Annotated in this window: 11 protein-coding genes and 1 pseudogene; 10 read left to right on the forward strand and 2 right to left on the reverse strand. The window is 68.7% G+C overall.

Annotated features, from left to right (window positions below; genetic code table 11):
* A pseudogene (locus AVS7_RS15100) lies at nucleotides 1–757 on the reverse strand (hypothetical protein); the annotation flags it as partial.
* A gap of 50 nt (nucleotides 758–807) precedes the next feature.
* On the opposite strand from AVS7_RS15100, the gene AVS7_RS15105 reads away from it, so the two are divergent.
* From AVS7_RS15105 to AVS7_RS15150, 10 genes are all read left to right on the forward strand, one after another.
* Nucleotides 808–1,548 carry a nucleotidyltransferase family protein gene (locus AVS7_RS15105; RefSeq protein ID WP_020230597.1) on the forward strand — a complete coding sequence of 247 codons (741 nt, stop codon included), beginning with the start codon at nucleotides 808–810 and terminating at the stop codon, nucleotides 1,546–1,548.
* A gap of 86 nt (nucleotides 1,549–1,634) precedes the next feature.
* Entirely contained in the window at nucleotides 1,635–2,357 is a 723-nt protein-coding gene (locus tag AVS7_RS15110) for a TSUP family transporter (protein WP_049696938.1), read from the forward strand.
* A 25-nt stretch (nucleotides 2,358–2,382) separates the two neighbouring features.
* Nucleotides 2,383–3,765, forward strand: coding sequence for an aminopeptidase P N-terminal domain-containing protein (locus AVS7_RS15115; protein ID WP_020230599.1), 1,383 nt, complete (start codon nucleotides 2,383–2,385; stop codon nucleotides 3,763–3,765).
* 80 nt (nucleotides 3,766–3,845) lie between these two features.
* Nucleotides 3,846–5,282, forward strand: a complete 1,437-nt coding sequence (gene pyk / locus AVS7_RS15120) for a pyruvate kinase (RefSeq protein ID WP_020230600.1) — start codon at nucleotides 3,846–3,848, stop codon at nucleotides 5,280–5,282.
* 139 nt (nucleotides 5,283–5,421) lie between these two features.
* The gene (gene fba, locus AVS7_RS15125; protein WP_034691695.1) at nucleotides 5,422–6,486 is read left to right on the forward strand and encodes a class II fructose-bisphosphate aldolase; all 1,065 of its coding nucleotides are present in this window, start codon (nucleotides 5,422–5,424) and stop codon (nucleotides 6,484–6,486) included.
* Between the two features lie 168 nt (nucleotides 6,487–6,654).
* A complete protein-coding gene (locus AVS7_RS15130; protein ID WP_024001640.1) occupies nucleotides 6,655–7,374 on the forward strand; it encodes a hypothetical protein in 720 nt (239 codons plus the stop codon).
* A gap of 57 nt (nucleotides 7,375–7,431) precedes the next feature.
* On the forward strand, nucleotides 7,432–9,084 hold the full coding sequence (locus tag AVS7_RS15135) for a Re/Si-specific NAD(P)(+) transhydrogenase subunit alpha (RefSeq protein ID WP_024001641.1): 1,653 nt from the start codon (nucleotides 7,432–7,434) through the stop codon (nucleotides 9,082–9,084).
* Between the two features lie 31 nt (nucleotides 9,085–9,115).
* A complete protein-coding gene (pntB, locus tag AVS7_RS15140; protein ID WP_020230604.1) occupies nucleotides 9,116–10,537 on the forward strand; it encodes a Re/Si-specific NAD(P)(+) transhydrogenase subunit beta in 1,422 nt (473 codons plus the stop codon).
* A 96-nt stretch (nucleotides 10,538–10,633) separates the two neighbouring features.
* A complete protein-coding gene (locus AVS7_RS15145) occupies nucleotides 10,634–12,310 on the forward strand; it encodes a long-chain-fatty-acid--CoA ligase (protein WP_020230605.1) in 1,677 nt (558 codons plus the stop codon).
* A 60-nt stretch (nucleotides 12,311–12,370) separates the two neighbouring features.
* On the forward strand, nucleotides 12,371–13,117 hold the full coding sequence (locus AVS7_RS15150; protein WP_020230606.1) for a 5'-methylthioadenosine/adenosylhomocysteine nucleosidase: 747 nt from the start codon (nucleotides 12,371–12,373) through the stop codon (nucleotides 13,115–13,117).
* A 178-nt stretch (nucleotides 13,118–13,295) separates the two neighbouring features.
* On the opposite strand, the gene corA is transcribed toward AVS7_RS15150, so the two are convergent.
* Entirely contained in the window at nucleotides 13,296–14,282 is a 987-nt protein-coding gene (gene corA, locus AVS7_RS15155; RefSeq protein ID WP_020230607.1) for a magnesium/cobalt transporter CorA, read from the reverse strand.
* Nucleotides 14,283–14,630 lie beyond the last annotated feature (348 nt).

Raw genomic sequence — 14,630 nt, forward strand, 5'->3', positions numbered from 1 at the left:
CGGCGATGCGCGCGGCCGCGCCCGGCCGCGCCAGGCCCAGGCGCTGGGGCAGGTCGGGCGGCAGCGCCACCGGGCCCGCGCGCAGCCCCAGCCCCCGCAGGTTGGCCTGGCGCAGCAGTTGCGCGGCGGTCTCGTCGGCGAACAGCGGCAGCCGCCCCTCGGCGTCCAGCACCACATGGCCCACGGGGCCGGTGCCCTCGGCATGCGCGGGCAGGGCGGCCGGAGGGGCGCCGAAGGCGCGCGCGAGCCAGCCCGAGGCGCGCTCCAGCAGCGCCGCGTCGCCCGCGGAAAAGCCCGTGCCCGGCGCGCGGAACAGCATGGCGATGGCGCGCGTGCGCCCTGCCACCTCCACGCGCAGGTCCAGCGTGTGGTGGTGGCCGCTGGCGCGCACCAGCAGGTTGTAGGAGTTGGAGCGGAAGAACTGCGCGCCGGGCGAGAGCAGCTGGCCGATGCGCGGGCCGTCGGCGCGTGCGAGCGTGTGCACGTTGATCTCGCCCGGGCCGGCGAACAGGCGGCTGAACTCGTTGAGGAACAGGTCTTGCGCGCCGGCTGGCGAGTCCTCGTGGAAGAAGCCCTCGGGCAGCCCCTGCGCGTCGAGCCAGAACAGCGCCGCCGCATCGGCGCCCACCAGCGCGCGCAGCACGGCGCAGACCTCGGGCGCGATCGGGGCCAGCCCCAGGCCCAGTCCGCAGAGCATGCCCAGCGCGTGCCACAGCCGCTGGCGGGCAGCGGCGGAGGAAGGTGCGGGCGTCGTCATGGCGGCGGGCGAAAGCGAGCGCGCATTATGGGCCTCTACACTGCGCGCCCATGACTGCCTCGACGATTCCCGCCCTGCTGCTCGCCGCCGGCCGCGGCGAGCGCATGCGCCCGCTGACCGACCACACCCCCAAGCCCCTGCTGCAGGTGCAGGGCCGCCCGCTGCTGGAGTGGCACCTGCGCGCCCTGCAGGACGCGGGCGTGCGGCAGGTGGTGGTCAACACCGCCTGGCTGGGCGAGCAGATTTCAAGCCATTTCGGCTCCCAGCCCTTGCTGGACAAGCGCGAGCAGCTATCGATTTCATACTCGCACGAGGGCCGCGACTTCGGCCGCGCGCTGGAGACGGCCGGCGGCATCGCGCGTGCGCTGCCGCTGCTGGGGCCGGTGTTCTGGCTGGCGGCGGGCGACGTGTTCGCGCCCGACTTCCGTTTCGAGCCCGAGGCCGCCCGGCGCTTCGCCGCCAGCGATGCGCTGGCCCACCTGTGGCTGGTGCCCAACCCGCCGCACCACCCGCGCGGCGACTTCGGCCTGTCGCCGCAGGGGCTTGCGCTGGACCTGCCCGAGGGCGACACGCGCGAGCGTTTCACCTACAGCACCCTCGCGCTGCTGCGCGCCGAGCTGTTCGCGCCGCCCTGGTGCGAGATCGCGCCCGGCAATCCGCAGGGCGTTGCCGCGCCGCTGGCCCCGCTGCTGCGCCGCGCCATGGACGCGGGCCGCGTCACCGCGCAGCGCTACGCCGGCCGCTGGACGGACGTGGGAACGCCCGAGCGGCTGGCCGCGCTCAATCGCTGAAGGGCGGGGCAGCCAGGGGCGGGTCAGTGGTAGAACCGGCGGTTTGGTTTGCGGGAGTGCGTGTGGGTATCGTGGAGTATGCGCAGATGGCGCTGTTGGTGGCGGTGGCGTCGTTCTGCCAGAACCTGACCGGGTTCGCCTTCGCGCTGATTTTCGTGGGGGCGGCGGGTGCGCTGCACCTCATGCCCATCGCGGATGCGGCCAATGTGGCCAGCGTGCTGTCGGTGATCAATGGCGCGGTGTACCTGCGCAGCCACCCTGCTGCGCCGCGCTGGGACCTGCTGCGGCCCCTGCTGGCCAGCGGCGTGCCCGGCGTGGGCGTGGGGCTGGGGTTGCTGTACTGGCTCAGCGGCCATGCGCTGGACGGGCTGCGCGTGCTGCTGGGGGTGTCCATCATCGCCTGCGCCGTGCTGCTGCTGGCGCGCTCGCGCCCGCGCGCCACGCCGTCGCCCGCGCCGGTGCTCTGGGGCGTGGGGCTGCTGTCGGGCGTGCTGGGCGGGCTGTTCTCCACGGCGGGGCCGCCCGTCGTCTACCACATGTACCGCCAGCCGCTGCCGGCGACGGTGGTGCGCCAGTGCCTGGTGGCGCTGTTCCTCGCATGCTCGGCCGTGCGCCTGGCCGTGGTGGTGGCGGCCGGCGGCATGCCCTGGCACACGGTCTGGGCCAGCGCCCTGGCCGTGCCGGTCGTGACGGGGGTGACCTGGCTGCAGGCGCGCCACCCGCCGCGCCTGCCCGTGGCCGCGGTGCGCTGGATCGTGTGCGGGCTGCTGCTGCTCGCGGGCGGGAGCCTGCTGTCTTCGGCGCTGTAGCCTGTGGCGCAGTACGATGCGGCGCATGACTTCCATCTACGCCCAACGGCGTGCCCGCCTCGCTTCCCAACTCGGCCCGGGCGGCATCGCCATCGTGCCCACCGCGCCCCAGCAGCAACGCAACCGCGACAGCGACTTTCCCTACCGGCACGACAGCTATTTCTATTACCTCACCGGCTTCACCGAGCCCGAGGCGTGCCTGGTGCTCACGGCCGAGGGCCAGAGCACGCTGTTCTGCCAGCCCAAGGACCTGGAGCGCGAGATCTGGGACGGCTACCGCCTCGGCCCCGAGGCCGCCGTGGCCGCGCTGGAGGTGGATGCGGCGCATTCCTCGGCCCAGCTCGGCACGCTGCTGCCGCGCCTGCTGGATAACCGTGCCAGCGTCTGGTACCCCTTCGCCACGCACCAGGGCCTGGCCGCGCGCGTGGAAGGCTGGCTGAACGCGGTGCGCGCGCGCGTGCGCTACGGCGTGCTGTGCCCCGCGCAGCAGCACGACCTGTGCACGCTGCTCGACGAGATGCGCCTGGTGAAGGACGCGCACGAGCAGGACGTGATGCGCCGCGCCGCCGCCATCAGCGCCCGCGCCCACGTGCGCGCCATGCAACGCAGTGCCCGCATGCTGCGCGCGGGGCAGGACGTGCGCGAATACCACCTGGACGCCGAGCTGCTGCACGCCTTCCGCGAGGAGGGCTCGCAGTTCCCCGCCTACAGCTCCATCGTCGCCGCGGGCGCCAACGCCTGCGTGCTGCACTATCGCGCCGACGCCGCCCCCGTGCGCGCGGGCGAGCTGGTGCTGATCGACGCGGGCTGCGAGCTGGACGGCTATGCCAGCGACATCACCCGCACCTTCCCGGCCGACGGCCGGTTCACCGGCCCGCAGCGCGCGCTCTACGACCTGGTGCTGGAAAGCCAGAAGGCGGCCATCGCAGCCACCCGCGCGGGCGCGCGATTCAACGACCCGCACGACGCCACCGTCGCCGTGCTGGCCCAGGGCTTGCTGGACCTGGGGCTGCTCGATGCGGACAAGGTGGGCTCGGCGCAGGATGCGATCGCGAGCCGCGCCTACTTCCAGTTCTACATGCACCGCACGGGCCACTGGCTGGGCATGGACGTGCACGACTGCGGAAGCTATGTCGAGCCGTCCGAGGCGGGCCAGTCCAGCGAGCGCAAGGATCCGCTGTCGGGCGAGACCATCACCAACCGCCCCAGCCGCATCCTGCGGCCCGGCATGGTGCTGACGATCGAGCCGGGCCTGTACGTGCGCGCGGCGCCGGGCGTGCCCGAGCGTTTCCACGGCATCGGCATCCGTATCGAGGACGACGCCATCGTCACCGAAGGGGGCTGCGAGCTCATCACGCGCGGCGTGCCGGTCGAAGGCGGCGAGATCGAGGCACTGATGCGCGGGTGACGGCCGATTTTGGGAACCGGTATGTAACCGGTTCTGTGCAAAAATAGAAACTCGATTACATTCACCGCAGAGACAAACCCATGCAGATTCGCCGCGCCACCAAGATCGTCGCCACCCTGGGCCCCGCTTCGAGCGACCCGCAACTGCTGGAGAAGATGATCGCGACCGGCGTGAACGTGGTGCGCCTGAACTTCAGCCATGGCAAGGCGCAGGACCACGTGGACCGCGCCGCCATGGTGCGCGAGGCGGCCCAGCGCGCCGGACGCGAGGTGGCCATCATGGCCGACCTGCAGGGCCCCAAGATCCGTGTGGGCAAGTTCGCCGAAGGCCGGGTGATGCTGGAGCCGGGGCAGGCCTTCGTCCTGGACGCCTCCCGCACCGAGCCCGGCGACATCGCCGGCGTGGGGCTGGACTACAAGGAGCTGCCGCGCGACGTGCGCGCGGGCGACATGCTGCTGCTCAACGACGGCCTCATCGTCCTCACCGTGGATGCCGTGCGCGGCGAGGCCGTGCACACCACGGTGAAGGTGGGCGGTGAGCTGTCCAACAACAAGGGCATCAACAAGCAGGGCGGCGGCCTCACGGCGCCCGCGCTCACGGCCAAGGACATGGAGGACATCCGCACGGCGATGAGCTTCCAGGCCGACTACGTGGCCGTGAGCTTTCCCAAGAACGCCACCGACATGGAGATGGCGCGCCAGCTCTGCAACGTGGCGGCCGCCGAATACCGCCACAAGCCGGGCCTGATCGCGAAGATCGAGCGGGCAGAGGCCATCCCGCGCCTGGAGGAGATCCTGCACGTGTCCGACGGCATCATGGTCGCCCGTGGCGACCTGGCCGTCGAGGTGGGCAACGCCGCCGTGCCCGCGCTGCAGAAGAAGATGATCCGCATGGCGCGGGACATGGACAAAGTCGTCATCACCGCCACGCAGATGATGGAGAGCATGATCACCAACCCCGTGCCCACGCGTGCCGAGGTGAGCGACGTGGCCAACGCCGTGCTCGACGGCACCGACGCGGTGATGCTCTCCGCCGAGACAGCGGCCGGCCGCTATCCGCTGGAGACGGTGGAGGAGATGGCCAAGATCTGCGCCGCCGCCGAGGCCGCGGAGGATCCCGAGCGCGATTCCGACTTCACCGGCCAGACGCTGGGCCGCATCGACCAGTCCATCGCCATGGGCGCGCTGTTCACGGCCCACCACCTGGGCGCCAAGGCCATCGTGGCGATGACCGAGAGCGGCTCGACGGCGCTGTGGATGAGCCGCCACCGTATTCACATTCCGATCTACGCGCTCACTCCCAAGGTGGCCACGCAGCGCAAGATGGCGATGTACCGCAACGTGCGCCCCCTGCTCATGGACACCAGCGCCGACCGCGACACGGCGCTGGAGCAGGCCGAAAGCCACCTGAAGATGCGCAACATCGTGCAGCAGGGCGACCTGTACGTGATCACCTGCGGCGAGCCCATGGGCGCGCCTGGCGGCACGAACATGCTCAAGATCTGCCGGGCGCAGTGAGCGCCAGGGTCCGCCGGACGGCGGACCATCGAGGCGATACAAGGGGACACGTCGCCCGAAGAGGGCTTGGGTAGAATCCCGGAGTTACCAAGCGGTTACAGCCGCGTTCTCTCCATTACCCTCGAACGGATCCACCCCCATGCCTCTCGTCTCGATGCGCGAACTGCTCGACCATGCCGCCGACAACGGCTATGGCATTCCCGCCTTCAACGTCAACAATCTGGAGCAGGTGCAGGCCGTGATGGCCGCCGCCGATGAGGTGGGCGCGCCCGTGATCCTGCAGGCGAGCGCCGGAGCCCGCAAATACGCGGGCGAGAGCTTCATCAAGCACCTGATCCAGGCCGCCTGCGAGGCCTATCCGCACGTTCCCCTGGTCATGCACCAGGACCACGGCACCTCGCCGGCCATCTGCCAGGGCGCTCTGGACCTGGGCTTCGGCTCGGTGATGATGGACGGCTCGCTGCGCGAGGACGGCAAGACGCCGTCCGACTTCGCCTACAACGTGGACGTGACCCGCCAGGTGGTCGCGATGGCTCACAAGATCGGCGCCACGGTCGAGGGCGAGCTGGGCTGCCTGGGCTCGCTCGAAACCGGCATGGCCGGCGAGGAAGACGGCGTGGGCGCCGAGGGCAAGCTGGACCACTCGGCCTTGCTGACCGACCCCGAGGAGGCCGCCCAGTTCGTGAAGGCCACGCAGCTCGACGCGCTGGCCATCGCCATCGGCACCAGCCACGGCGCCTACAAGTTCACGCGCAAGCCCACGGGCGACATCCTGTCGATCCAGCGCGTGAAGGAAATCCACGCGCGCCTGCCCAACACGCACCTGGTGATGCACGGTTCCTCGTCCGTGCCGCAGGACTTGCTGGCCATCATCAACCAGTACGGCGGCAAGATGAAGGAAACCTATGGCGTGCCCGTGGAGGAGATCCAGGAAGCCATCAAGCACGGCGTGCGCAAGATCAATATCGACACCGACATCCGCCTGGCCATGACCGGCGCGGTGCGCAAGTTCCAGGCCGAGAATCCCGACAAGTTCGACATGCGCGAATGGATGAAGCCTGCGCGCGAAGCCGCCAAGGCCATCTGCAAGCAACGCTACCTGGAATTCGGCTGCGAAGGCCAGGGCGCCAAGGTCAAGGGCTACTCGCTGGCCGACATGGCCGCCAAGTACGCCAAGGGCGAGCTGGCGCAGATCGTGAACTGAGCGTTTCCCCGCCTTTCGCCCTGCAGACCGGCAGCCTTGCGCTGCCGGTTTTCTTTTGTGCTCCTGCCCTGCGTCAGGGCGTGCGCCGGGGTCCGAAGTTTCTTCATGTAAGCTCGCGGTCAGTCGGCCGGTGCCGGCGTGGCGCGCAGTAGCTGAACTTTTTTCTCCATGAATCCGACGATTTCGACAATCAGGTGCCTGCTGCCCTGCGCCCTGGCGGCGCTGGCGGCATGCGCTCCCCTCGCTCCCCAGCCGACGGAATACCCGGTGGGCCGGTCGCGCCTAGTTCTGCCGCCCGGCGCATGGGAAGACCTGGGCGCTTCCGACGAGGCCATCCGCCTGCTGCCCGAGCCCGACGGGCGCATTGCGCTGCAGACCCGCACGCTGGGGCTGCGCGGCGCGGGCCAGGAGCTGATGGCCGTTGTGCGGGTGCAGACCAACCGGACCAATGAACGGGAGTGGGCCGTGTACTGGCCGGGCTATTGCCCGCCCCAGCAGGGCGTCACCGTGGAAGACTTCACCCAGGGCAGCCGTGTGCGCATGGACTGCCTGCGCTACAAGCGCTGGGTCGAGGGCCCGCAGTGGCTCGAGAAGAACCAGCCGGAACTCGCGCAGTGGATGGCCGGCCGCAAGCTCGCGGTGAGCGCGCCGTATTCGCACATGAGCTACCGCTACGCTACCGAAGGCGGGGCCATGGTCGCGGTGGACGTGCTGGCGGACCAGCGGTTGCTGCGTCCCAAGACGCACAACAACCAGGAATTCCTGGCCGCCGGCCGGCCTGCGCTGCGGTGGGGCAACGACCTGGCCCAGGCCGTGCGCGTGAGCACGGGGATGATGGACGGCTACCTGGTCATACCGCCGTTCCCGTTCGCCGCGGCCGTCCCCTAGCGCGCACGCCCCGCCTGCGGCCTTGCACAACGATTACGAAACTCGAGGAGACCTCTCATGCAAGCAAGCACCCCCCCGACGGAGCAGCCGAGCAGCGCTCAGCGTGTTGACGCCCAGCGCGTTGGCGCCCAGCGCATCGGCGTGCCGCGGGAAACCTTCCCTGGTGAAAAGCGCGTCGCCACCGTGCCCGACGTGGTCGAGAAGCTGATCAAGCTCGGCTTCACGGTGGCCATCGAGTCCGGCGCGGGCGATCCCGCCAACTTCAGCGATGACGCCTACCGTGCCGCCGGCGCCGAGGTGCTGCCCGATGCCGCAACGCTCTGGGCGGCCTCCGACATCGTGTTCAAGGTGCGCCCGCCGAGCAGCAGCGAAGTCGCACTGATGCGCGAGGGCGGCACGCTCATCGACTTCATCTGGCCCGCCCAGCACCCCGAGCTGATGCAGCAGCTCGCGGCGAAGAACGCCACGGTGCTCGCCATCGACTGCCTGCCGCGCACGCTGAGCCGCGCGCAGAAGATGGATGCGCTGACCTCCACGGCGGGCGTCAGCGGCTACCGCGCCGTCATCGAGGCGGCCAATGCCTTCGGCCGCTACTTCAACGGGCAGATCACTGCTGCGGGCAAGGTGCCGCCCGCCAAGGTGTTCATCGCCGGTGCCGGCGTGGCGGGCCTCGCGGCCATCGGCACCGCCGCCAACCTGGGCGCCATCGTGCGCGCCAACGACACCCGCGCCGAGGTGGCCGACCAGGTCAAATCCCTGGGCGGCGAATTCGTCAAGGTGGACTACGAGGAAGACGGCTCGGGCGGCGGCGGCTATGCCAAGGTCATGAGCGAGGGCTTCCAGGCCGCGCAGCGCAAGATGTACGCCGAACAGGCCAAGGACGCGGACATCATCATCACCACCGCGCTGATCCCCGGCAAGCCGGCACCCAAGCTCATCACGGCCGAGATGGTGCAGAGCATGAAGCCCGGCAGCGTGATCGTGGACATGGCCGCCGAGCAGGGCGGCAACTGCGAGCTGACCGTGCCCGGCGAGGCCGTGGTGCGCCATGGCGTGACCATCATCGGCTACACCGACCTGGCCTCGCGCCTGGCCAAGCAGTCGTCCACGCTGTATGCGACCAATCTGCTGCGCCTGACCGAGGAGCTGTGCAAGGCCAAGGACGGCGTGGCCGTGGTCAACATGGAGGACGATGCGATCCGCGGCCTCACCGTCGTCAAGGACGGCGCCATCACTTGGCCCGCGCCGCCCCTCAAGCAGGCCCCGGCGCCCGCGCCCAAAGCAGCCGCTGCGCCGGTGGAGCAGAAGAAATCGGGCCACGGCCATGGCGCCGGTGCGCCCATGTCCGCCAAGTCGCTGACCATCCTCTTCGCCGTGGCGGCCGTGCTGTTCTGGTTCATCGGCGCCTATGCGCCTGCGGCCTTCCTGGGGCACTTCACGGTGTTCGTGCTGGCCTGCTTCATCGGCTACATGGTGGTGTGGAACGTCACGCCCGCGCTGCACACGCCGCTGATGAGCGTGACCAACGCCATCTCCAGCATCATCGCCATCGGCGCGCTGGTGCAGATTGCGCCGCCGGAGGCCGGCATGGACGGGCGGCCCGACGGGCTGATCCGCTGGCTGGCCTTCGCCGCGCTGGTGCTCACGGCCGTCAACATGTTCGGCGGCTTTGCGGTCACGCGCCGCATGCTGGCCATGTTCCGCAAGTAAACAACGACAAGAACAACGAGGAGAACAGAACATGTCCCAAAGCCTTGCCACCGTCGCCTACCTCGGCGCCGCCATTCTTTTCATCCTGAGCCTCGGCGGGCTCTCCAACCCCGAAACCTCGCGCCGCGGCAACCTGTTCGGCATGGTCGGCATGGCGCTGGCCGTGCTGGCGACGGTGTTCGGCCCGCGCGTGAGCACCGGCGGCATCGCCTGGATCGTCGCGGCCCTGGTCATCGGCGGCGGCGTTGGCCTGTTCGCCGCCAGGATCGTGAAGATGACCCAGATGCCCGAGCTGGTCGCGCTCATGCACAGCCTGGTGGGCCTTGCGGCCTGCCTCGTGGGCTTCGCCAGCTATGTCGATACCTCGGTGCAGTTCCAGGGGGCGGAAAAGGTCATCCACGAGGTGGAGATCTACGTCGGCATCCTGATCGGCGCCGTGACTTTCTCGGGATCGCTCATCGCCTTCGGCAAGCTCAACGGCAAGATCGGCGGCAAGCCGCTGCTGCTGCCCGCGCGCCACTGGCTCAACCTCGTGGCGCTGCTGGTGGTGATCTGGTTCGGCCGCGAGTTCATCCGTGCGGAAACCGTGGCCGACGGCATGCTGCCGCTGACCGTGATGACGGTGGTCGCCCTGCTGTTCGGCATCCACATGGTCATGGCCATCGGCGGCGCCGACATGCCCGTGGTGGTGTCGATGCTCAACAGCTATTCGGGCTGGGCCGCCGCGGCCACGGGCTTCATGCTGTCCAACGACCTGCTGATCGTCACCGGTGCGCTCGTGGGCTCCTCGGGCGCGATCCTGTCGTACATCATGTGCAACGCGATGAACCGCAATTTCATCAGCGTGATCGCGGGCGGCTTCGGTTCGGGCGGCGGCGCGCCTGCCAAGAAGGGCGAGAACGGCGAACAGGCCGAGCCACAGGGCGAGGTGGCGCCGGTGACGGCCGCCGACACGGCCGAGATGCTGCGCGAGGCCAAGAGCGTCATCATCGTGCCCGGCTACGGCATGGCCGTGGCCCAGGCGCAGCACACGGTCAACGAGATCGTCAAGACGCTGCGCGACAGGGGCGTGGATGTGCGTTTCGCCATCCACCCCGTCGCGGGCCGCATGCCGGGCCACATGAACGTGTTGCTGGCCGAGGCCAAGGTGCCCTACGACATCGTGATGGAGATGGACGAGATCAACGAGGACTTCCCTGAGGCCGACGTGGCCATGGTCATCGGCGCCAACGACATCGTGAACCCAGCGGCGCAGGACGACCCGTCGAGCCCGATCGCCGGCATGCCGGTGCTCGAGGTCTGGAAGGCCAAGCACTCCATCGTGATGAAGCGCTCCATGGCCTCGGGCTACGCGGGCGTGGACAACCCGCTGTTCTACAAGGAGAACAACCGCATGCTGTTCGGCGATGCGAAGAAGATGCTTGACGAAGTGCTCTCTGCGCTCAAAGGCTGACAGGGCATAATCCGCGCGGCAAAAAGAACGACCGTGCTGAAATTTGCCGGCACGGTGCTTCGTACCTCTCATAAAACAAACCAGGAGACTCAGGTGATGACCGACCGCATTTGGCTCAAGAGCTACCCGCCAGGGGTGCCCGCAGACATCGATCCGTCGCAGTACCCGTCGCTCGTCGCGCTCATGGAGCAGGCCTTCCGCGACTACGCGGACCGCACTGCCTACAGCTTCATGGGCAAGGACATCAGCTATGCCGAGACGGACGCGCTGAGCCGCCAGCTCGCCGCCTACCTGCAGGGCCTGGGCCTGGCGCGCGGCGACCGCGTGGCGCTCATGATGCCCAACGTGCCGCAGTACCCCGTCGCCGTGGCGGCCGTGCTGCGCGCGGGCTACGTGGTCGTGAACGTGAACCCGCTCTACACGCCGCGCGAGCTGGAGCACCAGCTCAAGGACTCGGGCGCCAAGGCCATCGTCATCATCGAGAACTTCGCCGCCACGCTGCAGGCCTGCATCGCCAACACGCCCGTCAAGCACGTGGTGCTGTGCGCCATGGGCGACCGGCTGGGCCTCAAGGGCCTGCTGGTCAACTACGTGGTGCGCAAGGTCAAGAAGCTCGTTCCGCCCTTCCAGCTGCCGGGCGCCGTGCGCTTCAACGACGCGCTGGCCAAGGGCGCGGCCGCCACGTTCAAGGCGCCCCAGCTCCAGCCCGACGACATCGCGCTGCTGCAGTACACAGGGGGCACCACGGGCGTCTCCAAGGGCGCCGTGCTGCTGCACCGCAACGTGATCGCCAACGTGCTGCAGTCCGAGGCCTGGAACGCGCCTGCCACGAGCAAGATCCCCGAGAGCGAGCAGCCCACGGCCGTGTGCGCGCTGCCGCTCTACCACATCTTCGCGTTCACCGTGAACATGATGCTGAGCATGCGCACGGGCGGCAAGACCATCCTGATCCCCAACCCGCGCGACCTGGCCGGCACGCTCAAGGAGCTGTCCAAGCACACCTTCCACAGCTTCCCGGCGGTGAACACGCTGTTCAACGGCCTGGCCAACCACCCTGACTTCAACACCGTCAACTGGAAGAACCTCAAGGTCTCCGTGGGCGGTGGCATGGCCGTGCAGGCGGCCGTGGCCAAGCTGTGGCTGGAGAAAACCGGCTGCCCGATCTGCGAGGGCTACGGCCTGTCGGAGACCAGCCCCTCGGCGAGCTGCAACCCGGTCACGGCCAAGGAGTTCTCGGGCACCATCGGCGTGCCCATCCCGAGCACCATCATGTGCATCCTCGACGACGAGGGCAACGACATCTCCGCCACCGGCCAGCCCGGCGAGATCGCCATCAAGGGCCCGCAGGTCATGGCCGGCTACTGGCAGCGTCCCGACGAGACGGCCAAGGTCATGACCGAGGACGGCTTCTTCAAGTCCGGCGACATCGGCACCATGGACGAGCGCGGTTTCTTCAAGGTGGTGGACCGCAAGAAGGACATGGTGCTGGTCAGCGGCTTCAACGTCTATCCCAACGAGGTGGAGGACGTGGTGGCCCTGATGCCCGGCGTCATGGAGTGCGCCGTGGTCGGCGTGCCCGACGAGAAGACCGGCGAAGCCGTCAAGCTCGTCATCGTGAAGAAGGAGCCCGCGCTCACCGAGGCGCAGGTGCGCGAGTTCTGCAAGGCCAACCTCACGGGCTACAAGCAGCCGCGCGTGATCGAGTTCCGCACCGAACTGCCCAAGACGCCGGTCGGAAAAATCCTGCGGCGCGAACTGCGCGACAAGAAATAGGCCGCGCCTGCGACTTGCCACGGCCGGGATAATCCCGGCTTTTTTACGCCTGCCACCGCCATGACCACCGCCATCCTCAGCGCCCTGCCCGAAGAGCAGGGCGGCCTCGTCCACGCCCTGGCGCAGCCCGAGCGCATCACCCATGCCGGCCGTGCCTTCTGGCGCGGCCATCTGCAGGGGCAGCCCGTGGTGCTGGCACTGTCGGGCATCGGCAAGGTGGCCGCCGCGACCACGGCCACGGTGCTGGCCGAGCGCTTCGGCGTGGCGCGCATCGTGTTCACCGGCGTGGCAGGCGGCGTGGGCGAAGGCGTGCAGGTGGGCGACGTGGTGGTGGCGCAGGACTACCTGCAACACGACATCGACGCCTCGCCCATCTTCCCGCGCTGGGAAGTACCGGGCTACGGCGGTGCCCGCATGGTGTGCGACCCGGTGCTTTCCGCGCTGCTTTTGGAAGCTGCTGGCGCTTGCCTGGCGGGCGCTGAGGATATTTGCGATGCGCAAAATCGGCCGCGCACCCATGCGGGCCTGATGGCCAGCGGCGACCGCTTCGTCTCCACCGCGCAGGAGTCGGGCACGCTGCGCGCCGCGCTGCTGGCGGCCGGGCACGACGTGCTGGCCGTGGAGATGGAAGGTGCCGCCGTCGCCCAGGTGTGCCGCGACTACGGCCTGCCGTTCGCGGCGGTGCGCACCATCTCCGACCGCGCGGACGACAGCGCCCACGTGGACTTCGCGCATTTCGTGCAGAACGTGGCCAGCCGCTATGCCGATGGCATCGTGCACAGGTTTCTGCAGGCGCTCCCAAAATAGGAGCTGCTTGCGCTTTCTGGATAAGCGCTAGAGGCCATTTCGGCTTGAACCAGGCGCATGCCATACCAGCGGACGCCGTGGAGCTGGCTTTGCCAGGCCACCGGCGTCGTCCCCTTCCCGAATGGCGCAGCCATTCGAGAGAAGGGGGAAGCGGCGTAGCCGCTCAGGGGGATGAATGCTATTTCAACCAGCCGCGTTTTCTGAAATAGAGCATCGGCCCCACGGCGCTCAGGATCATGAGCAGCACCACGTAGACGTAGCCGTATTCCCACTCCAGCTCGGGCATGAAGCGGAAGTTCATGCCATAGACGCTGGCGATCAGCGTGGGCGGCAGCAGCGCGACGCTGGCCACCGAGAAGATCTTGATGATCTTGTTCTGGTTGATGTTGATGAAGCCGACCGTGGCGTCCATCAGGAAGTTGATCTTGTCGAACAGGAAGGCCGTGTGGCTGTCCAGCGAGTCGATGTCGCGCAGGATCTGGCGCGCCTCCTCGAACTGCTCGGCGTTGAGCATCTTGCTGCGCATCATGAAGCTCACGGCGCGGCGCGTGTCCATCACGTTGCGGCGGATGCGGCCGTTCAGGTCTTCCTGGCGCGCGATGGCACCCAGCACCTCGCCGGCCAGCGCGTCGGTCACGTCGCCCGAAAGCACCTGCTTGCTGGCCAACTCCAGCTCGTCGTAGATGCCCTCCAGCGTATCGGCGGAGTACTCGGCGTCGGCGTCGAACAGCTTGAGCAGCACCTCGCGCGCGTCGTTGATGAGGCCGGGCGCGCGGCGCGCGCGCAGGCGCAGCAGGCGGAATACGGGCACGTCCTCGTCGTGGATGGAGAACAGCACGCCCTTGCTCTTGAGCTCGTCGTTGACGAGGTTGAGGATGAAGGCCACGCGCACGCCGCGCGGCTGGTCGTGGTCGTCGATCAGGAAGTCGCTGCGGATGTGCAGCTCGCCGTTGTCCTCTTCGTAGAAGCGGGCCGACTCCTCGATGTCCTCGTCCATCGCGTCTTCGGGGATGGACAGGCCGTAGTGCTGCTTGATCCAGCGTTTCTCTTCCAGCGTGGGGGACTCCAGGTCCACCCAGATCGGCTGGAAGCGGGCCAGCTCTTCGAGAGATTCGATCTCTTCCTGGACCAGCCGGCCATTGGCGAGCGTAAAGATGTTGAGCATGGCTCACTCCCGGGGATTCTTGCGGCGTCTGCGAGGGATGGGGGCGCTTTCAACCCGCGGCAGGCCGGGAGTTGAAAGCTACCAACTGGGGTAGGTTTCCACGGAACTGTCTCCTTGCGTTGTCAACCCGAAATTATCGCACCCGGGGCGCGTGGGAATGTGACAGCGGCGGTCACGCGGCCGGGCGGGCGAGCGCCAGCGCGCGGCACAGATCGGCCCAGGCGGCGGCCTTGGCGTCGGGTGCGCGCAGCAGGTAGGCCGGGTCGTGGCTGACCACGACAGGGATCCCGTCGGGCGTGCCGTCCGCAAGCCGGTGCACGGCAGCGCGCAGGCGGCCCAGCGGCTCCC

The sequence above is a fragment of the Acidovorax sp. MR-S7 genome (genome assembly GCF_000400995.2).
Classification (GTDB): domain Bacteria; phylum Pseudomonadota; class Gammaproteobacteria; order Burkholderiales; family Burkholderiaceae_C; genus MR-S7.

Coding starts and splice junctions, on each gene's coding strand:
- AVS7_RS15105 (WP_020230597.1), top strand. CDS start 808: ATGACTGCCTCGACGATTCCCGCCCTGCTGCTCGCCGCCGGCCGCGGC.
- AVS7_RS15110 (WP_049696938.1), top strand. CDS start 1,635: ATGGCGCTGTTGGTGGCGGTGGCGTCGTTCTGCCAGAACCTGACCGGG.
- AVS7_RS15115 (WP_020230599.1), top strand. CDS start 2,383: ATGACTTCCATCTACGCCCAACGGCGTGCCCGCCTCGCTTCCCAACTC.
- pyk (WP_020230600.1), top strand. CDS start 3,846: ATGCAGATTCGCCGCGCCACCAAGATCGTCGCCACCCTGGGCCCCGCT.
- fba (WP_034691695.1), top strand. CDS start 5,422: ATGCCTCTCGTCTCGATGCGCGAACTGCTCGACCATGCCGCCGACAAC.
- AVS7_RS15130 (WP_024001640.1), top strand. CDS start 6,655: ATGAATCCGACGATTTCGACAATCAGGTGCCTGCTGCCCTGCGCCCTG.
- AVS7_RS15135 (WP_024001641.1), top strand. CDS start 7,432: ATGCAAGCAAGCACCCCCCCGACGGAGCAGCCGAGCAGCGCTCAGCGT.
- pntB (WP_020230604.1), top strand. CDS start 9,116: ATGTCCCAAAGCCTTGCCACCGTCGCCTACCTCGGCGCCGCCATTCTT.
- AVS7_RS15145 (WP_020230605.1), top strand. CDS start 10,634: ATGACCGACCGCATTTGGCTCAAGAGCTACCCGCCAGGGGTGCCCGCA.
- AVS7_RS15150 (WP_020230606.1), top strand. CDS start 12,371: ATGACCACCGCCATCCTCAGCGCCCTGCCCGAAGAGCAGGGCGGCCTC.
- corA (WP_020230607.1), bottom strand. CDS start 14,282: ATGCTCAACATCTTTACGCTCGCCAATGGCCGGCTGGTCCAGGAAGAG.